17 protein-coding genes and 1 pseudogene are annotated in these 17,324 nt (G+C 40.1%); 15 read left to right on the forward strand and 3 right to left on the reverse strand.

Annotation, left to right across the window (positions count from 1 at the left end; all coding sequences use genetic code 11):
- The first annotated feature begins 21 nt into the window (after nucleotides 1–21).
- The 5 genes from mreC (at nucleotide 22) to tsf (ending at nucleotide 4,759) form a co-directional block, all read left to right on the forward strand.
- Complete coding sequence (mreC, locus tag HMPREF3057_RS01770) at nucleotides 22–837, forward strand: rod shape-determining protein MreC (protein ID WP_001078972.1); 816 nt, start codon at nucleotides 22–24, stop codon at nucleotides 835–837.
- Between the two features lie 2 nt (nucleotides 838–839).
- Entirely contained in the window at nucleotides 840–1,334 is a 495-nt protein-coding gene (gene mreD, locus HMPREF3057_RS01775; protein WP_001237915.1) for a rod shape-determining protein MreD, read from the forward strand.
- A 93-nt stretch (nucleotides 1,335–1,427) separates the two neighbouring features.
- On the forward strand, nucleotides 1,428–2,636 hold the full coding sequence (pcsB, locus tag HMPREF3057_RS01780) for a peptidoglycan hydrolase PcsB (RefSeq protein ID WP_000726991.1): 1,209 nt from the start codon (nucleotides 1,428–1,430) through the stop codon (nucleotides 2,634–2,636).
- A 224-nt stretch (nucleotides 2,637–2,860) separates the two neighbouring features.
- Nucleotides 2,861–3,640 (forward strand): 30S ribosomal protein S2, encoded by a 780-nt coding sequence (gene rpsB / locus HMPREF3057_RS01785; protein WP_000268475.1) that lies wholly within the window; start codon nucleotides 2,861–2,863, stop codon nucleotides 3,638–3,640.
- A 78-nt stretch (nucleotides 3,641–3,718) separates the two neighbouring features.
- Nucleotides 3,719–4,759, forward strand: a complete 1,041-nt coding sequence (gene tsf / locus HMPREF3057_RS01790) for a translation elongation factor Ts (protein ID WP_000808059.1) — start codon at nucleotides 3,719–3,721, stop codon at nucleotides 4,757–4,759.
- 103 nt (nucleotides 4,760–4,862) lie between these two features.
- On the opposite strand, the gene cysK is transcribed toward tsf, so the two are convergent.
- The 3 genes from cysK to HMPREF3057_RS01805 all read right to left on the reverse strand — a co-directional run bounded on the left by cysK (nucleotide 4,863) and on the right by HMPREF3057_RS01805 (nucleotide 6,980).
- On the reverse strand, nucleotides 4,863–5,789 hold the full coding sequence (gene cysK, locus HMPREF3057_RS01795; protein WP_000158478.1) for a cysteine synthase A: 927 nt from the start codon (nucleotides 5,787–5,789) through the stop codon (nucleotides 4,863–4,865).
- Between the two features lie 96 nt (nucleotides 5,790–5,885).
- A complete protein-coding gene (locus HMPREF3057_RS01800; RefSeq protein WP_000863901.1) occupies nucleotides 5,886–6,329 on the reverse strand; it encodes a PH domain-containing protein in 444 nt (147 codons plus the stop codon).
- A gap of 15 nt (nucleotides 6,330–6,344) precedes the next feature.
- Nucleotides 6,345–6,980, reverse strand: coding sequence for a YigZ family protein (locus HMPREF3057_RS01805; RefSeq protein WP_049520655.1), 636 nt, complete (start codon nucleotides 6,978–6,980; stop codon nucleotides 6,345–6,347).
- A 56-nt stretch (nucleotides 6,981–7,036) separates the two neighbouring features.
- Here HMPREF3057_RS01805 and HMPREF3057_RS01810 point away from each other — a divergent pair, with 56 nt between their 5' ends.
- From HMPREF3057_RS01810 to HMPREF3057_RS01855, 10 genes and pseudogenes are all read left to right on the forward strand, one after another.
- Entirely contained in the window at nucleotides 7,037–8,335 is a 1,299-nt protein-coding gene (locus HMPREF3057_RS01810) for an ATP-dependent helicase ComFA (protein ID WP_070696101.1), read from the forward strand.
- The gene (locus HMPREF3057_RS01815) at nucleotides 8,332–8,994 is read left to right on the forward strand and encodes a ComF family protein (RefSeq protein ID WP_070696103.1); all 663 of its coding nucleotides are present in this window, start codon (nucleotides 8,332–8,334) and stop codon (nucleotides 8,992–8,994) included. Before HMPREF3057_RS01810 ends, HMPREF3057_RS01815 begins: the two co-directional genes overlap by 4 nt.
- Nucleotides 8,995–9,073: 79 nt before the next feature.
- Entirely contained in the window at nucleotides 9,074–9,622 is a 549-nt protein-coding gene (gene hpf, locus HMPREF3057_RS01820) for a ribosome hibernation-promoting factor, HPF/YfiA family (RefSeq protein WP_000599111.1), read from the forward strand.
- Nucleotides 9,623–9,703: 81 nt separating this feature from the next.
- Nucleotides 9,704–10,882: an acetyl-CoA C-acetyltransferase gene (locus tag HMPREF3057_RS01825; protein ID WP_009013605.1), complete on the forward strand. Its 1,179-nt coding sequence runs from the start codon at nucleotides 9,704–9,706 to the stop codon at nucleotides 10,880–10,882.
- A gap of 145 nt (nucleotides 10,883–11,027) precedes the next feature.
- Nucleotides 11,028–13,001, forward strand: coding sequence for a DHH family phosphoesterase (locus tag HMPREF3057_RS01830; RefSeq protein ID WP_000739974.1), 1,974 nt, complete (start codon nucleotides 11,028–11,030; stop codon nucleotides 12,999–13,001).
- Nucleotides 12,998–13,450 carry a 50S ribosomal protein L9 gene (gene rplI / locus HMPREF3057_RS01835; RefSeq protein ID WP_000864208.1) on the forward strand — a complete coding sequence of 151 codons (453 nt, stop codon included), beginning with the start codon at nucleotides 12,998–13,000 and terminating at the stop codon, nucleotides 13,448–13,450. Before HMPREF3057_RS01830 ends, rplI begins: the two co-directional genes overlap by 4 nt.
- Nucleotides 13,451–13,493: 43 nt before the next feature.
- Nucleotides 13,494–14,846 carry a replicative DNA helicase gene (gene dnaB / locus HMPREF3057_RS01840; RefSeq protein ID WP_000852476.1) on the forward strand — a complete coding sequence of 451 codons (1,353 nt, stop codon included), beginning with the start codon at nucleotides 13,494–13,496 and terminating at the stop codon, nucleotides 14,844–14,846.
- Nucleotide 14,847: 1 nt separating this feature from the next.
- Nucleotides 14,848–15,114 (forward strand): Veg family protein, encoded by a 267-nt coding sequence (locus HMPREF3057_RS01845; protein WP_001278165.1) that lies wholly within the window; start codon nucleotides 14,848–14,850, stop codon nucleotides 15,112–15,114.
- A 99-nt stretch (nucleotides 15,115–15,213) separates the two neighbouring features.
- On the forward strand, nucleotides 15,214–16,335 hold the full coding sequence (locus tag HMPREF3057_RS01850) for a CHAP domain-containing protein (RefSeq protein WP_070696105.1): 1,122 nt from the start codon (nucleotides 15,214–15,216) through the stop codon (nucleotides 16,333–16,335).
- Nucleotides 16,336–16,451: 116 nt separating this feature from the next.
- Nucleotides 16,452–17,324, forward strand: a pseudogene (locus HMPREF3057_RS01855) (cell wall anchor protein); the annotation flags it as partial.

The following is a 17,324-nucleotide window of genomic DNA, read 5'->3' on the forward strand; positions in this document are numbered from 1 at the left end:
TTTTAGTATAAAGGTAGGAATATGAACCGTTTTAAAAAATCAAAATATCTAATCATCGTTTTTGTCACAGTTCTGGCAGTTTCTGTTCTATTAGTGACAACCTATTCAAGCGCTATTGTGACGAAACTAGGAGATGGGATTTCTTTAGTAGATAGAATTGTTCAAAAACCCTTTCAGTGGTTTGATACTTTTAAATCAGATTTGGGACATTTGACGCAGACTTACAATGAAAACGAAAGTCTAAAAAAACAGCTTTATCAACTAGAGGTGGAGTCTAATCAATCAGAAAGTTTAAAAAATGAAAATGAACAATTACGTCAGTTGCTGGATATGAAGTCAAAATTGCAGGCTACAAAAACCATTTCAGCAGATGTGATTATGCGAGCTCCAGTATCTTGGAAACAAGAGTTAACAATTGATGTGGGAAGTTCAAAAGGAGCTTCTGAAAATATGTTGGCCATTGCAAACGGGGGTTTGATTGGTAGTGTTTCAAAGGTGGAGGATCATTCAACAACGATCAACCTATTGACAAACACCGAAAATTCAGACAAAATTTCTGTTAAAATCCTGCATGGCTCTACTGAAATTTACGGGATTATCGTTGGTTATGATAAGGAATCTGAACTGCTTAAAATTAGTCAATTAAACAGCAACAGCGACATTAGCGCGGGAGACAAGGTGACTACAGGGGGGCTCGGAAACTTTAATGTTAAGGATATCCCTGTTGGAGAGGTTGTTGCTACAACACACAGCAGTGATTATCTAACAAAGGAGGTAACAGTAAAGTTAAGTGCTGACACCAAAAATCTTCATGTGGTTGAGTTAGTGGGGAATTAGCAATGAGACTGTTAAAACAAATTGGTATTTTCTTTTTACTCCCTTTTGTTGTACTAATTGATGCACATATTGGACAATTAGCGGGATCCTTCTTCCCTCACTTTCATTTAGCAAGTCATTTTCTGTTTTTATTTCTCTTGTTTGAGACAATTGAGGTTTCAGAATATCTCTATCTAGCTTATTGCGGTATAGTGGGTTTGGTGTACGATATCTATTTTTTCCACTTGATAGGAATTGCAACACTTCTATTTATCTTGATAGGAGCTTCGCTCCATAAATTTAATAGTGTAATTTTGCTAAACCGTTGGACAAGAATGTTAACAATAGTTGTGATGAGTTTCCTATTTGATATGGGGAGCTACCTCCTTGCTCTTGCTATGGGATTGACAGTAGAATCGATGCCAGTTTTCATCGTCTATAGCCTTGTCCCATCAATGATTTTAAACTTTTTATGGATGCTTATTTTCCAATATATTTTTGAAAAATGTTATCTATAAGAAAGAAATAAAAATGTAACAAAGGCGTAATATTTATTATGTCTTTTTTTGGTATACTAGTAATGTCTTAAATAGAAGGAGTATCTACACAATATGAAGAAAAAAATCTTAGCGTCACTTTTATTAAGTACAGTATTAGTGTCTCAAGCGGCAGTATTGACAACTGTCCACGCTGAAACAACTGATGAAAAGATTGCTGCTCAAGATAGTAAGATTAGTAATTTGACATCTCAACAAAAAGAAGCTCAAAAACAAGTAGATGAAATCCAAACGCAAGTTACAGCTATCCAAACTCAACAAACGAACTTGGAAGCTGAGAATGAAACTCTACAAGCTGAATCTAAAAAACTTGAAGGAGAAATTACAGAGCTTTCTAAGAACATTGTTGCTCGTAATGAATCTTTGGAGAAACAAGCACGTAGCGCACAAACAAACGGTGCTGCAACTAGCTACATCAATACAATTGTAAACTCAAAATCAATTACAGAAGCTATTTCACGTGTTGCAGCAATGAGCGAGATTGTATCAGCTAACAACAAAATGTTGGAACAACAGAAAGCTGATAAGAAATCTATCGCTGAAAAACAGGTTGCAAATAATGAAGCAATCAACACTGTCATTGCGAACCAACAAACGCTTGCTGACGATGCACAAGCATTGACAACAAAACAAGCAGAGTTGAAAGTTGCTGAGTTAAACCTTGCTGCAGAGAAAGCTACTGCAGAAAGTGATAAAGCTACTTTGTTGGAACAAAAAGCAGCAGCAGAGGCAGAAGCAAAAGCGGCAGCTGAAGCAGAAGCGGCTTATAAAGCACGTCAAACAAGCCAACAACAATCAGTTGTTGCTTCTGGAAATACAACACTTTCAGATCAAGTGCAAGCAACTTCAAGCTCTTCATCAGATGATGATTCAAGCTACACTCCGGCACCTGCACCAACTCCAACAAGACAGCGTCCAACATACAGTACAAATGCTTCAAGTTATCCAACTGGAGAATGTACTTGGGGAGCTAAGACATTAGCGCCTTGGGCTGGAGATTACTGGGGTAACGGAGCGCAGTGGGCTACAAGTGCAGCAGCTGCAGGATTCCGTACTGGATCAACTCCACAAGTTGGTGCGATTGCATGTTGGAATGACGGTGGATATGGACACGTAGCGGTTGTTACAGCAGTTTCATCATCAACTAGCATTCAAGTATCAGAATCAAACTATGGTGGAGATCGTACAATCGGTAACAAACGTGGATGGTTTAACCCAACAACAACTTCTGAAGGTTACGTAACATACATCTATCCAAACTAATGAATGAAACGAAGAGGCTCGATTTGAGCCTCTTTTATTATTTTTTATCGGAAGCAAGGCCGAAATCTATCAAAACCACTTGAAAATATCGCTAAAATGTGGTAAAATGAAACTTGTCGTGTAAACGATAATACTCATTCTTGATGAATTGTAAAACTGTTGCCCTCGGGTCGTTTTGCAAGTTGAAGTCGAGGAGAGGAAAAAAACAAAAAGGAGAAATACTCATGGCAGTAATTTCAATGAAACAACTTCTTGAGGCTGGTGTACACTTTGGTCACCAAACTCGTCGCTGGAACCCTAAGATGGCTAAGTACATCTTCACTGAGCGTAACGGAATCCACGTTATCGACTTGCAACAAACTGTAAAATACGCTGACCAAGCATACGACTTTATGCGTGATGCGGCAGCTAACGATGCAGTTGTATTGTTTGTTGGTACTAAAAAACAAGCTGCTGACGCTGTTAAAGAAGAAGCAGAACGTTCAGGTCAATACTACATCAACCACCGTTGGTTGGGTGGAACTCTTACTAACTGGGGAACTATCCAAAAACGTATTGCTCGTTTGAAAGAAATCAAACGTATGGAAGAAGAAGGAATCTTCGACGTTCTTCCTAAGAAAGAAGTTGCACTTCTTAACAAACAACGTGCACGTCTTGAAAAATTCTTGGGTGGTATCGAAGACATGCCTCGTATCCCAGATGTAATGTACGTAGTTGACCCACATAAAGAACAAATCGCTGTTAAAGAAGCTAAAAAATTGGGCATCCCAGTTGTAGCGATGGTTGACACAAACACTGATCCAGACGATATCGATGTAATCATCCCAGCTAACGATGACGCTATCCGCGCTGTTAAATTGATCACAGCTAAATTGGCTGACGCTATCATCGAAGGACGTCAAGGTGAAGACGCAGCAGCAGTTGAAGCAGAATTTGCAGCTTCAGAAGCTCAAGCTGACTCAATCGAAGAAATCGTTGAAGTTGTAGAAGGCGACAACGCTTAATTCATATAAATAGTAATTACCTAGGAGGGCGGGGCCTAGCCCAGCTCTCCTATTTTTAAAAAATATAGGAGAATCAAAATGGCAGAAATTACAGCTAAACTTGTAAAAGAGTTGCGTGAAAAATCTGGTGCCGGTGTTATGGACGCTAAAAAAGCGCTTGTAGAAACAGACGGTGACATCGAAAAAGCGATTGAATTGCTTCGTGAAAAAGGTATGGCGAAGGCAGCTAAGAAAGCTGACCGTGTTGCTGCAGAAGGTTTGACTGGTGTATTTGTTAATGGTAACGTTGCAGCAGTAGTTGAAGTAAATGCTGAAACTGACTTCGTTGCGAAAAACGCTCAATTCGTTGACTTGGTAAACGCAACAGCTAAAGTAATTGCTGAAGGAAAACCAGCGAACAACGAAGAAGCTCTTGCTTTGACAATGCCTTCAGGTGAAACTCTTGAAGCTGCATATGTATCTGCAACAGCTACAATCGGTGAAAAAATCTCATTCCGTCGTTTTGCTTTGCTTGAAAAAACAGATGCACAACACTTCGGAGCATACCAACACAATGGTGGCCGTATCGGTGTTATCTCTGTTATTGAAGGTGGAGACGAAGCTCTTGCTAAACAAATCTCAATGCACATTGCTGCGATGAAACCAACAGTTCTTTCTTACAAAGAATTGGATGAGCAATTCGTTAAAGATGAGTTGGCACAATTGAACCACGTAATCGACCAAGATAACGAAAGCCGTGCAATGGTTGGTAAACCAGCTCTTCCACACTTGAAGTATGGATCAAAAGCACAATTGACTGATGAAGTGATTGCTCAAGCTGAAGCTGATATCAAAGCTGAGTTGGCTGCAGAAGGCAAACCAGAAAAAATCTGGGACAAAATCATCCCAGGTAAAATGGACCGCTTCATGCTTGACAACACTAAAGTTGACCAAGCATACACACTTCTTGCACAAGTATACATCATGGATGACAGCAAGACAGTTGAAGCTTACCTTGAATCAGTAAATGCTTCAGTAGTTGAGTTCGCTCGCTTTGAAGTTGGTGAAGGTATTGAGAAAGCTGCAAACGACTTTGAAGCAGAAGTTGCAGCTACAATGGCAGCAGCCTTGAATAACTAATAGAAAAGGAAGCAAATTGCTTCCTTTTTCTTTTTGTCTAGAGAGTAGATTCTGTATGAGTAAACAAAAAGCCCTTTAATAAGGGCTAAGTGCATTTAGGAGGCTACACTTCAAATTCATAGAGTGCTGTAGACAAATAACGTTCGCCGTTATCTGGTGCTAAAGCAAGGACTTTCTTACCTGTACCTAATTTCTTGGCAACCTCAATTGCCCCGTAAATTGCTGCAGCTGAAGAAATCCCAACAAGGAAGCCTTCTTTTCCACCAATTTCACGTCCGAGTGCTAGAGCATCATCTGACGTTACGCGGACGATACCATCATAGGCCTTTGTATCAAGTGTTTCAGGAATAAATCCAGCTGAGATGCCTTGAATTTTGTGAGGTCCTGGTTTTTCACCAGACAAGATAGCTGACTCGTCTGCCTCCACTGCATAAACTTGAATGTTTGGATTTGCTGCTTTAAGAGCGTGAGAAACACCTGAGATCGTTCCACCAGTACCAACACCACCTACAAAAGCATCTAGTCCATCAGAACCGAAAGCAGCCAGTATTTCAGCTCCTGTTGTTCTTTCGTGTACTTCTGGATTAGCTGGATTATTAAATTGGAGTGGAAGGAAGCCGTCACGTTCAGCGGCGATTTCCTGAGCTTTGGCAATGGCCCCTTTCATTCCTTCGCTACCAGGAGTGAGGACGAGTTCAGCACCATAGGCTTGGATAATCTTACGGCGTTCCACGCTCATCGTTTCAGGCATGACGATAACAACTTTATATCCTTTAGCAGCACCTACCCATGAAAGACCAATACCAGTGTTTCCACTCGTTGCTTCAACAATGGTAGCACCCGGTTTTAGAATACCATCTTGTTCCGCTTTTTCAATCATACTAAGGGCAATACGGTCTTTTACTGACGATCCAGGGTTAAAAGCTTCTAGTTTAACATAGACGTCTGCAGCACCCTCTGGAACAATGTTGTTGAGTTTAACAATCGGTGTTTGTCCGATTAGTTCAGTAATATTATTATAAATAGTCATAGATATACCTCTTTGTATAAGATGATACTAGTATAACGCGCTCAAGGCTATTTGTAAAATATAGAAATCCTATCAAAGTGATAGGATTTTTTTATATCAAAAGTCTAAGCCATTAATTTTTAATCGATTGTGATAAGCCAATTCTAATAAATAGGTGTAAAGCGGAAGGATGTCCGCTTTTTTAGGGAATTCAAATTTATGGAAACTCAGATGCTCATTATGTGCTTTTAGAAAGACATTTTCTAAATAAGTGATCGTAATCTCACTATCATCTATACCTGCTCCAGCAGTTTCCATTTCAACGTTTACAATGTTCATCAAAAAGAGTGACTTAACAGACGTCTTGCGACCAGTAGCACCTTGCTTATCTGTAAAAATAATACGGATATTTGTAAAGATAATTGAATCGCGAATAAGTTTATATCCACTTTGAATTTCTTCATTCTCTAGTAGATATTGTCCATATTCTTTAATAAGAGTCTCTTTGTTTTCCTCGCTAAAGTTTCCAGCAAGTCCTTGAATAAATTTCCCAAACGCCATGTATTTCTCCTTTGTTTACACTAAGTTTACAGGAACTTCAACTTCTCGTAAATCTTGATCAGTTAAAGTGATTTTTCCATTAAAGAACTCAACAAGAGCGGCTTTGATATTTTCTTTCTCTTCCTTATCAACATAGATCATTGTAGCAATTTGATCTGTAAAGTTTGTATCCAGCTCCATGAGATGATGCTTTCTAAGGAAATTGCCATATTCTTGATACTGAGCGTAAGACATCTGAATGGCTATGCCAGCCTGTTCTTTGATTTCAATAATGCCAATTTCTTTAACAGCCAAGGCTACGCTACCTGCATAGGCACGGATCAAACCACCAGCACCTAGTTTGATGCCACCAAAGTAGCGGGTAACTACTACACAGACATTGGTAAGATTATGATTTTCTAAGACTCCAAGCATAGGGACTCCAGCAGTACCACTAGGCTCTCCATCATCACTCGTGCGCTTGATTTCACTTCGTTCTCCTACAATAAAAGCAGAGCAGTTATGGGTGGCTTTATAGTGTTCTTTTTTGATGGTAGTTATGAAGTCACGAGCCTCTTCTTCGCTATAAACACGCTTGACATGACAGATAAATCGAGATTTTTTGATTTCTTCTTGGACCTGCCCATCCTCTTTAATTGTTCTAAATTCCATGATTTAATTGTACTAAAAAAACACCTAAAGTGCTAGATTTTTACGAATATTAAAGTATGAAAGTAAATCCAAATTATCTCGGTCGGTTGTTTACTGAGAAAGAATTAACTGAAGAAGAACGACAGGTAGCAGTGAGACTGCCAGCAATGAGAAAAGAGAAGGGGAAACTGTTTTGTCAACGTTGTAATAGTTCGATTCTAGAAGAATGGTATTTGCCTATCGGCGTCTACTATTGTAGGGAGTGTTTGCTGATGAAGCGAGTCAGGAGTGATCAAGCCTTATACTATTTTTCGCAGGAAGATTTTCCTAAGCAAGATGTTCTCAAATGGCGTGGTCAGTTAACCCCTTTTCAGGAAAAGGTATCAGAGGGGTTGGTTCGAGCAGTCGAAAAGAAAGAACCGACTTTAGTTCATGCTGTGACAGGTGCTGGAAAGACAGAGATGATCTATCAAGTTGTAGCTAAAGTGATTGATGATGGTGGTGCAGTTTGTTTGGCCAGTCCTCGAATTGATGTATGTTTAGAACTGTATAAGCGACTGCAGAATGACTTTGCTTGCGATATAGCGCTACTCCATGGCGAATCAGAGCCCTATTTTCGAACTCCCTTAGTAATTGCAACAACTCATCAGTTATTAAAATTTTATCATGCTTTTGATTTGTTGATAGTGGATGAGGTAGATGCCTTTCCTTATGTTGACAACTCTATGCTTTACTATGCTGTAAAGAATAGTGTAAAGGAAGATGGATTAAGGATATTCCTTACAGCAACTTCTACAGATGAGTTAGATAGGAAGGTTCGCACAAAGGAATTAAAAAGATTAAGCTTGCCGAGACGGTTTCATGGAAATCCTTTGATTATTCCTAAATCTGTCTGGTTATCGGATTTTAATCGCTGTTTAGAGAAAAATCAATTGTCAACCAAGTTAAAAACCTACATTGAGAAACAGAGAAGAACAGGTTATCCACTGCTGATTTTTGCATCAGAGATTAAGAAAGGCGAAAAACTAAAAGAAATACTACAGGTGGATTTCCCGAATGAGAATATCGGTTTTGTATCTTCTATCACAGAAAATCGATTAGAGCAAGTACAAGCTTTTCGAGATGGAGAGTTGACGATACTAATCAGTACGACAATATTGGAACGCGGAGTTACCTTCCCTTGTGTAGATGTTTTCGTAGTAGAAGCTAATCATCGTCTCTTTACCAAGTCTAGCTTGATTCAGATTGGTGGTCGAGTTGGGCGTAGTATGGACAGACCGACTGGTGAGTTGCTCTTCTTTCATGATGGATTAAATGCTTCCATCAAGAAGGCAATCAAGGAAATCAAGCAGATGAACAAGGAGGCGGGATTATGAACTGTTTATTATGTGGTCAGACTACAAAAAGTGAGTTAACTTTTGGTAGTCTCTTCCTTTTGAAGCACGACTGCAGTTATCTATGCTCAGCTTGTGCTTCTAGTTTTGAGAAGATTGGTGAGAAATATTGTCCAAACTGTATGAAAACAGGACTGTCAACTAAGTGTCAAGATTGTAAACTTTGGTGTAAAGAAGGAATTCAAGTTGATCATAAAGCAATCTTTACCTATAATCAAGCTATGAAAGACTTTTTCAGTAGATATAAGTTTGATGGTGATTTTTTGCTTAGAAAAGTTTTTGCTTCCGTTCTTGCTGAGGAACTGAAAAAGTATAGAGGTTATCAATTTGTTGTAATTCCCCTAAGCCCTGAAAGATTGCTTGAGAGGGGGTTTAACCAAGTCGAGGGTTTGGTTGAGGCAGCAGGCTTTTCTTTTAAAGATATATTAGGAAAAAGAGAAGAGAGCGCTAGTTCTTCTAAAAGCCGTTTAGAAAGGTTGACTACTGAAATTCCATTTTTTATTAAAGATGGAATCTCACTTCCCAAGAAGATTTTGCTGATTGATGATATCTATACAACAGGGGCAACTGTGAATCGTGTGAAACGACTTTTGGCAGAAGCAGGTGCTTTGGAAGTTAAAACTTTTTCCCTTGTAAGATGAGGAAAAAATTTGCAAAATGAAAATGAAAGCGTTATAATATAGTTAGAAAAACAAAAATGTTTAGAAAGAAGGTACTTATATGATTAAATATAGTATCCGTGGTGAAAACCTAGAAGTAACAGAAGCAATTCGTGATTATGTAGTTTCTAAACTCGAAAAGATCGAAAAGTATTTCCAACCTGAGCAGGAGTTGGATGCACGTGTGAACTTGAAAGTTTACCGTGAAAAAACAGCAAAGGTTGAAGTAACAATTCCGCTTGGATCTATCACTCTTCGTGCTGAAGATATTTCTCAAGATATGTATGGTTCTATCGATCTTGTAACAGATAAAATTGAACGTCAGATTCGTAAAAATAAAACTAAAATCGAACGTAAGAATAAAAATAAAGTTGCGACAAGTCAACTCTTTACAGATGCTCTAGTTGAAGATGCAAATGTTGTGCAACCAAAAGTCGTTCGTTCAAAACAAATTGATTTGAAGCCAATGGATTTAGAAGAAGCCCTTCTCCAAATGGATTTATTGGGACATGATTTCTTTATCTATGTAGATGTGGAAGATCAAACAACTAATGTTTTGTATCGCCGTGAAGATGGTGAAGTCGGTTTGTTAGAAGTGAAAGAATCATAAAATAGAATTTTTAAAGTGGTTTACACCAGTGTAAACCACTTTTGTATTGCATCATTATAAAAGGTATAAATGGGGACAGTTATGAAAGACGTGGTGATTGTTTCAGCAGTGCGAACTCCAATAGGCTCCTTTGGAGGAAGTTTGAAGAATGTTTCAGCTGTTGATTTGGGAGCGTTGGTTATTAAGAGTGCTTTGGAAAAAGCCAATGTCAAACCAGAGCTAGTAGATGAAGTGATTATGGGGAATGTCCTAGGCGCAGGTTTAGGTCAAAACGTAGCTCGTCAAATGAGCGTTCATGCAGGACTCCCTGAATTTACTCCAGCCTTTACTATCAACAAGGTTTGTGGTTCCGGTTTGAAGGCAGTGCAGTTGGCTGCTCAAGCGATTCGATGTGGCGATGCAGATATTATCGTAGCTGGTGGTGCAGAAAACATGAGTCAGGCGCCATACGTTTTGCCAAGTTTCCGTTGGGGTGGCCGTATGGGAGATTCAAAAGTGGTAGATACTATGATTAAGGACGGTTTGTCTGATGCCTTTAACGAATACCATATGGGGATTACAGCTGAAAATGTGGCTGAAGAATATGGTATCAGTCGAGAAGAACAAGATGCTCTTGCTTTAGAGTCACAAAAACGTGCAGTGGCGGCTATAGAATCTGGTCGCTTTAAAGAAGAGATTGTGCCAGTTGTCATTCCTCAACGCAAAGGTGATCCGATCGTTTTTGATACAGATGAATATCCTAGAAAAGATGCTAGCTTAGAGAGTTTGTCTAAGCTAGATCCTGTTTTCAAAAAAGACGGTTCTGTCACAGCGGGAAATGCTTCCGGTATCAATGACGGGGCAGCGGCTGTCTTGGTCATGAGTGCTGAAAAAGCGGAAGAATTAGGACTCTCAGTGATTGCTCGCATTTGTTCGTATGCAAGTGCAGGTTTGGACCCTAAGATGATGGGATGTGGGCCGATTTATGCGACTCGCAAGGCTCTTGAAAAAGGCAATTTGACAGTTGATGATCTCGACTTGATTGAGTCAAATGAAGCCTTTGCTGCCCAGGCTTGTGTGGTTGGGAAAACACTTGGCTTTAACACAGATATTGTCAATGTCAATGGTGGCGCCATTGCTCTTGGTCACCCAATTGGAGCTTCCGGTTGCCGTATCCTAGTGACACTGGTACATGAGATGATGAAACGTGATGCTAAAACTGGGTTAGCAACTCTCTGTATCGGAGGAGGGATGGGGACTGCCCTTATCGTGGAACGTTAGGTGTTAATGATTTGAACACGTGGGTAGGAGGGTGATGATTCCCTCCTCTTTTTGTGTCTGAAGTTAGAGAAATGAAGGGCTTGCATCTTTTAAAGGGTCGCTTTTTAAGGGCATTTGTGATATAATAATGCGCAAGAGGTTTAGAATGAAAAAAAATAATTTAATCCCGTTTTCTGCAGTCTTGCTAGGACTTGCAACTTTCGGAATCTTAACTTTGCTGATTATTTTTTCACATAATCTTGCTGTAACAATCACTGTTTTGTTTTTATTTGTACTTCTTTATCTGTTTTTGTTTGTATGGCAAAAGAAACAGTATGAAAAGAGCGAAATTGAACAAATCCAATATGTAAATCACCAAGCCGAAAATAGCTTGAGTACTTTGCTTGATCAAATGCCGGTGGGAGTCCTGAAATTAGACCTATCAAGCGGAGAAGTGGAATGGTTTAATCCTTATGCTGAGCTGATTTTAACTACTGAAGAAGGCGAAATTGATGTTGAGTTAATTCAAACCATCATCAAGGCTTCTGTTGGGAATCCAGGTTCGTATGCTACCTTGGGCGAAACACGATATGCTGTTCATATGGACAAGGCTTCGGGTGTTTTGTATTTCTTTGATGTTTCTGGGGAGTACGAAGCGACTGTCGAATTGGTAACTAGTCGTCCAGTCATTGGGGTCATCTCAGTGGATAATTACGATGATTTGGAGGATGCGACGTCTGACTCTGATATCAGCCATATCAATAGCTTTGTAGCTAATTTTGTTTCAGAATTTGCAAGTAAGTATGCTATGTTCTCTCGCCGTGTGGGGATGGATCGTTTTTATGTATTCACAGATTACACAGTACTAGAGGAATTGATGAATGATAAATTCTCTGTTATTGATAGTTTCCGAGAAGAATCAAAACAGAGGCAGCTAGCCCTAACTTTAAGTATGGGATTTTCTTATGGTGATGGAAACCATGAAGAGATAGGGAAAATTGCCTTGCTCAACTTGAACTTAGCAGAAGTTCGCGGTGGTGACCAGGTGGTGGTCAAGGAAAATAACGAAACCAAGAATCCTGTCTACTTTGGTGGAGGAACTGCTGCATCTATCAAACGTACTCGTACACGTACCAGAGCCATGATGACAGCCATTTCTGATAAGATTCGAAGTGTTGACCAAGTTTTTGTAGTCGGTCATAAAAATCTAGATATGGATGCTTTGGGCTCTGCTGTTGGTATGCAGTTGTTTGCAAGTAATATTATTGAGAACAGTTATGCTGTCTATGATGCAGACCATATGCCAGCAGATATCGAACGTGCTATTCAGTTCTTGAAGAAGGAAGATGTCACGAAGCTTTTATCTCTTACAGATGCGATGAAGTTAGTTACAAACCGTTCATTATTGATTCTGGTGGATCATTCCAAGACGGCTTTGACCTTGTCAAAAGATTTTTATGATTTGTTCACTCAAACTATTGTTATTGACCATCATAGACGTGATCAGGATTTCCCAGAGAATGCAGTCATCACCTATATTGAAAGTGGGGCAAGTAGTGCCAGTGAGCTGGTCACAGAATTGATTCAGTTCCAAAATTCTAAGAAAAATCGTTTGAGTCGTATGCAGGCCAGTGTTTTGATGGCTGGTATGATGCTGGATACCAAGAATTTCACATCTCGCGTGACGAGTCGAACCTTTGATGTGGCTAGCTATCTGAGAACACGGGGAAGTGACAGTATTGCTATCCAGGAGATTGCTGCGACAGATTTTGAAGAGTACCGTGAGGTAAATGAACTCATTTTACAAGGTCGTAAGTTAGGTTCAGATATCTTGATTGCCCAAGCTAGGGACTCAATGTCTTATGACACAGTTGTTATCAGTAAGGCTGCCGATGCTATGCTGGCTATGTCTGGCATTGAAGCCAGCTTCGTTCTGGCAAAAAATACACAAGGATTTATTTCTATCTCGGCTCGAAGTCGTAGTAAAATCAATGTGCAACGTATTATGGAAGAGCTGGGTGGTGGTGGTCACTTTAATCTAGCAGCTGCGCAAATCGAGGATATGAGTTTGTCGGAAGCAGGAGAAAAATTGACTCAACTAATCCTGGAAGAACTAAAGGAAAAGGAGAAAGAAGAATGAAAGTAATCTTTTTAGCAGATGTTAAAGGAAAAGGAAAAAAAGGCGAAATTAAGGAAGTGCCAACTGGCTATGCTCAAAACTTCCTGATTAAAAAGAATTTGGCCAAGGAAGCGACTGCTCAAGCAGTGGGTGAGTTGCGTGGAAAACAAAAATCAGAAGAAAAGGCTCATGCTGAAATGATTGCTGAAGCAAAAGCCATCAAGGCTAAGCTAGAAGCAGAAGAAACGGTTGTAGAGTTTGTTGAAAAGGTTGGACCAGATGGTCGTACATTTGGATCCATCACCAACAAGAAGATTGCAGAAGAATTGCTTAAGCAATTTGGTATCAAGATTGACAAACGCAATATTCAAGTGCAAGCACCAATTCGAGCAGTAGGTTTGATTGATGTACCAGTGAAGATCTACCAAGATGTTACAAGTATCATCAATCTTCGTGTAAAAGAAGGTTAAGTTTACAACTTCTTGACAAGATTGTAAAAGGAAGGAAAGTCGGATGGCAGAAGTAGAGGAACTGCGAGTTCAACCTCAGGATATTTTAGCAGAACAATCTGTTCTGGGAGCTATTTTTATAGATGAGAGTAAGCTCGTTTTTGTCCGAGAATACATTGATTCTCGTGACTTCTTTAAGTATGCTCATCGGTTGATTTTCCAAGCGATGGTAGATTTGTCGGATCGTGGGGAAGCGATTGATGCGACGACGGTTCGGACGATTTTGGATAGTCAAGGGGATCTCCAAAATATTGGTGGCTTGTCTTACCTTGTTGAAATTGTCAACTCTGTACCAACTTCAGCTAATGCAGAATATTATGCTAAAATCGTAGCTGAAAAGGCTATGCTACGTCGCTTGATTTCCAAGTTGACAGAGTCTGTCAACCAAGCTTATGAGGCTTCTAAGCCTGCAGATGAAATCATTGCTCAGGCTGAAAAGGGGCTCATTGATGTTAGCGAAAATGCCAATCGTAGTGGGTTCAAGAACATCCGTGATATTCTAAATATCAACTTTGGGAACCTAGAAGTTCGGTCACAACAAACAACGGATATCACAGGTATTGCAACGGGCTACCGTGATTTGGACCATATGACGACAGGTCTTCATGAGGAGGAGTTAATTATCCTAGCGGCGCGACCAGCGGTTGGTAAGACGGCCTTTGCCTTGAACATTGCTCAGAACATCGGGACTAAGTTGGACAAGACGGTTGCTATCTTTTCGCTAGAAATGGGTGCAGAAAGCCTAGTAGACCGTATGCTGGCAGCAGAAGGTTTGGTGGAGTCTCATTCTATCCGTACTGGTCAATTGACTGATGAGGAGTGGCAAAAATATACCATTGCTCAAGGGAATCTAGCCAACGCGAGTATCTATATTGATGATACGCCAGGGATTCGGATCACGGAAATTCGCTCTCGCTCACGTAAACTGGCTCAAGAAACAGGCAATCTAGGCTTGATTTTGATCGACTACCTACAGCTTATCACAGGTACTGGTCGTGAGAACCGCCAACAAGAAGTCTCTGAAATTTCTCGTCAGTTGAAAATTCTAGCCAAGGAATTAAAGGTTCCAGTCATTGCTCTTAGTCAGCTATCTCGTGGAGTGGAACAGCGTCAAGATAAGAGACCAGTCTTGTCTGATATTCGTGAATCGGGTTCTATCGAGCAGGATGCGGATATCGTAGCTTTTCTATACCGTGACGACTACTACGATCGTGCGGGTGAAGAAGAGGAAGGAATTCCAAATAACAAGGTTGAGGTTATCATCGAGAAAAACCGTAGTGGAGCTCGTGGAACGGTGGAATTGATTTTCCAAAAAGAATACAATAAATTTTCAAGTATCTCAAAGAGGGAGGCATAAGATGTCAGATGCATTTACAGATGTAGCCAAGATGAAAAAAATCAAAGAAGAGATCAAGGCGCATGAGGGACAAGTCGTTGAAATGACTTTGGAGAATGGCCGTAAGCGCCAAAAAAACAGACTGGGTAAGTTAATTGAGGTTTATCCATCTTTATTTATCGTTGAATTTGGGGATGTTGAAGGAGACAAACAAGCCAATGTCTATGTTGAATCCTTCACCTACTCAGATATCTTGACAGAAAAGAACTTGATTCGCTATCTAGACTAAGAATCCTAAAATGAAGTGAGCTTTGCTCACTTTTTTCTTTTTCTCCCGAATAGTATAAACGAGGGTAACCTCGGAAATTTATATTATTAAGGAGAATGAATGACGTTTTTTAAATCAGGAGTTAAGAAGAGTAGATATACTCAGTTGGGTTTAGGGCTGGCTACTTTGTTTGTTACAAGTACCTTTTTGTTTGGTGGAGAATCGGTTCAGGCCGATAGTGTAGCGCGTGGAGATGACTATCCGCTTCACTACAAAAATGGTAGTGTTGAAATCGATCAGTGGCGGATGTATTCTCGCCAGTGTACCTCTTTTGCGGCCTTTCGTTTGAGTAGTGTAAATGGCTTTGAGATTCCTCCTGCCTACGGAAATGCGAATGAATGGGGACATCGTGCAAGGCGAGAAGGCTACCGTGTGGATACTAAGCCAGAAGTTGGGGCTATTGCTTGGTCGACAGAAGGATATTATGGGCACGTGGCCTGGGTATCAAATGTATCAGGGGATACGATTGAAATCGAAGAGTATAACTATGGGGTTCGAGAAAAGTATAACCGTCGAAAAGTCAAGGCTAGTTCGATGACAGGTTTTATTCATTTCAAGGATTTATCTACTAGCCATAGTGCGGGTGAGAATGCTCGTAGCTCAGAGCTTCCGTCTAGTGGGACAATAGTATTCACGGGGAAATCACCTATTATGGACCAACCGTCAAGTACAGGAAAGGTTATTGACTACTATTATGCTGGTGAGAGTGTGAGTTATGATCAAGTTCTTGAAAAGGATGGTTATAAGTGGATTGGTTATTTGTCTTATAGCGGTTCTAGAAGATATGTGCAGTATGCAGAGTTAAGCAATACAGAGAATGGATGGAAAAAAGAAGGAGGGAGTTGGTATTACAGAGAGAATGGTAAGCTAGCGACAGGATGGAAAAAAGTTAACGGCAATTGGTATCATTTAAAAGAAAATGGGGCCATGTCAACTGGATGGATTAAGGATGGCTCTCATTGGTATTATCTAAAGGCTTCGGGTGAGATGCAGACGGGATGGCTTAAAGACAAGGGAACTTGGTATTACTTAGAGGAATCTGGCCAGATGAAAGCTAGTCAATGGTTCCAAGTCTCGGGTAAACATTACTATGTCGATGCTTCGGGAGCCTTAGCTGTTAATGCGATTATTGATGGCTACAGACTAGACAGTGATGGGGTAAGGATAGGAAGTGTTTCTTAAACATCATACAAGCTTTCTTCTTGTTCATAAAATTTTAAAATGGATATCGAATTAGTTGACGTTCTTTAAATAGTGTAATATAATAACATTAAAAACTATAAAAGGGGCTTTGTCTAATGGACAAGAAGAAAGTTATTTTAACAAGTTTAGCAAGTGCAGCTGTATTGGGTGCTAGTGTACTCGTTTCACAGCCTTCAGTAGTTAAGGCAGATGAAGGGAAAGCAGAAGAGCAGGCAGTTGTTCCTGCACAACCACAAGCTGGAGCAGAAGGGGAGAGCGGTGCTCAAACTGAAAAGGGATCAGAAAACGCTAGTCCAGCTAATCCTGGTGCGGCAAATCCAGCTAAGATGACCAAAGAAGAGTTGATGAAGGCTTTGGATGAACTTGAGGAACAGGCTATTAGTGATATTGAGGATAAGGAAGCGATTGAGGACAAAGAGGATGCAGCTGAAGCTGTGAAGGAATATATCGGTAAGATGTATATTTCAGATACTCTTGAGTCTGGAGAGCTCAGCTTAGATAATATCATCGCTGAATTGCCAGAAGGTGCAGAAGATAAGGCTGTGGTAACAAATCCTGAAGTTCAAACTAATAAAAAATTATCTACTGAGGAGAAAACCCTACTAGACCAAGCTGAAAAAGATGCCAAAGAACAAGTTTCTCAAGCGACGGATGCTCTGGTTCAAGCCCTAGAATCTCTTGAAAATGCTGTAATTGAAGATATTAAAAAAGACGCTTCAATCACCGATAAAGAAGCGGCTATCAAAGAAGCCAAAGAAGAGATTGGTAAAGAAGATCTTTTGAAGGCTATCACAGATGAGGATTTGGAGATTGGTGATGTTATTGTAGACTGGCCAGCAGATACGAGCGAGCACAAAACAGTAGCTGAACCTGTATCAGAATTCACAGATGAAGACCAAGCTAAGTTAGACGAAGCTGATAAAGAGGCTCAGGTTGATGCAGCCAAAGTTCGCTCAGATTTAATCGCT

Source organism: Streptococcus sp. HMSC072D05, from assembly GCF_001815805.1.
Lineage (GTDB): Bacteria > Bacillota > Bacilli > Lactobacillales > Streptococcaceae > Streptococcus.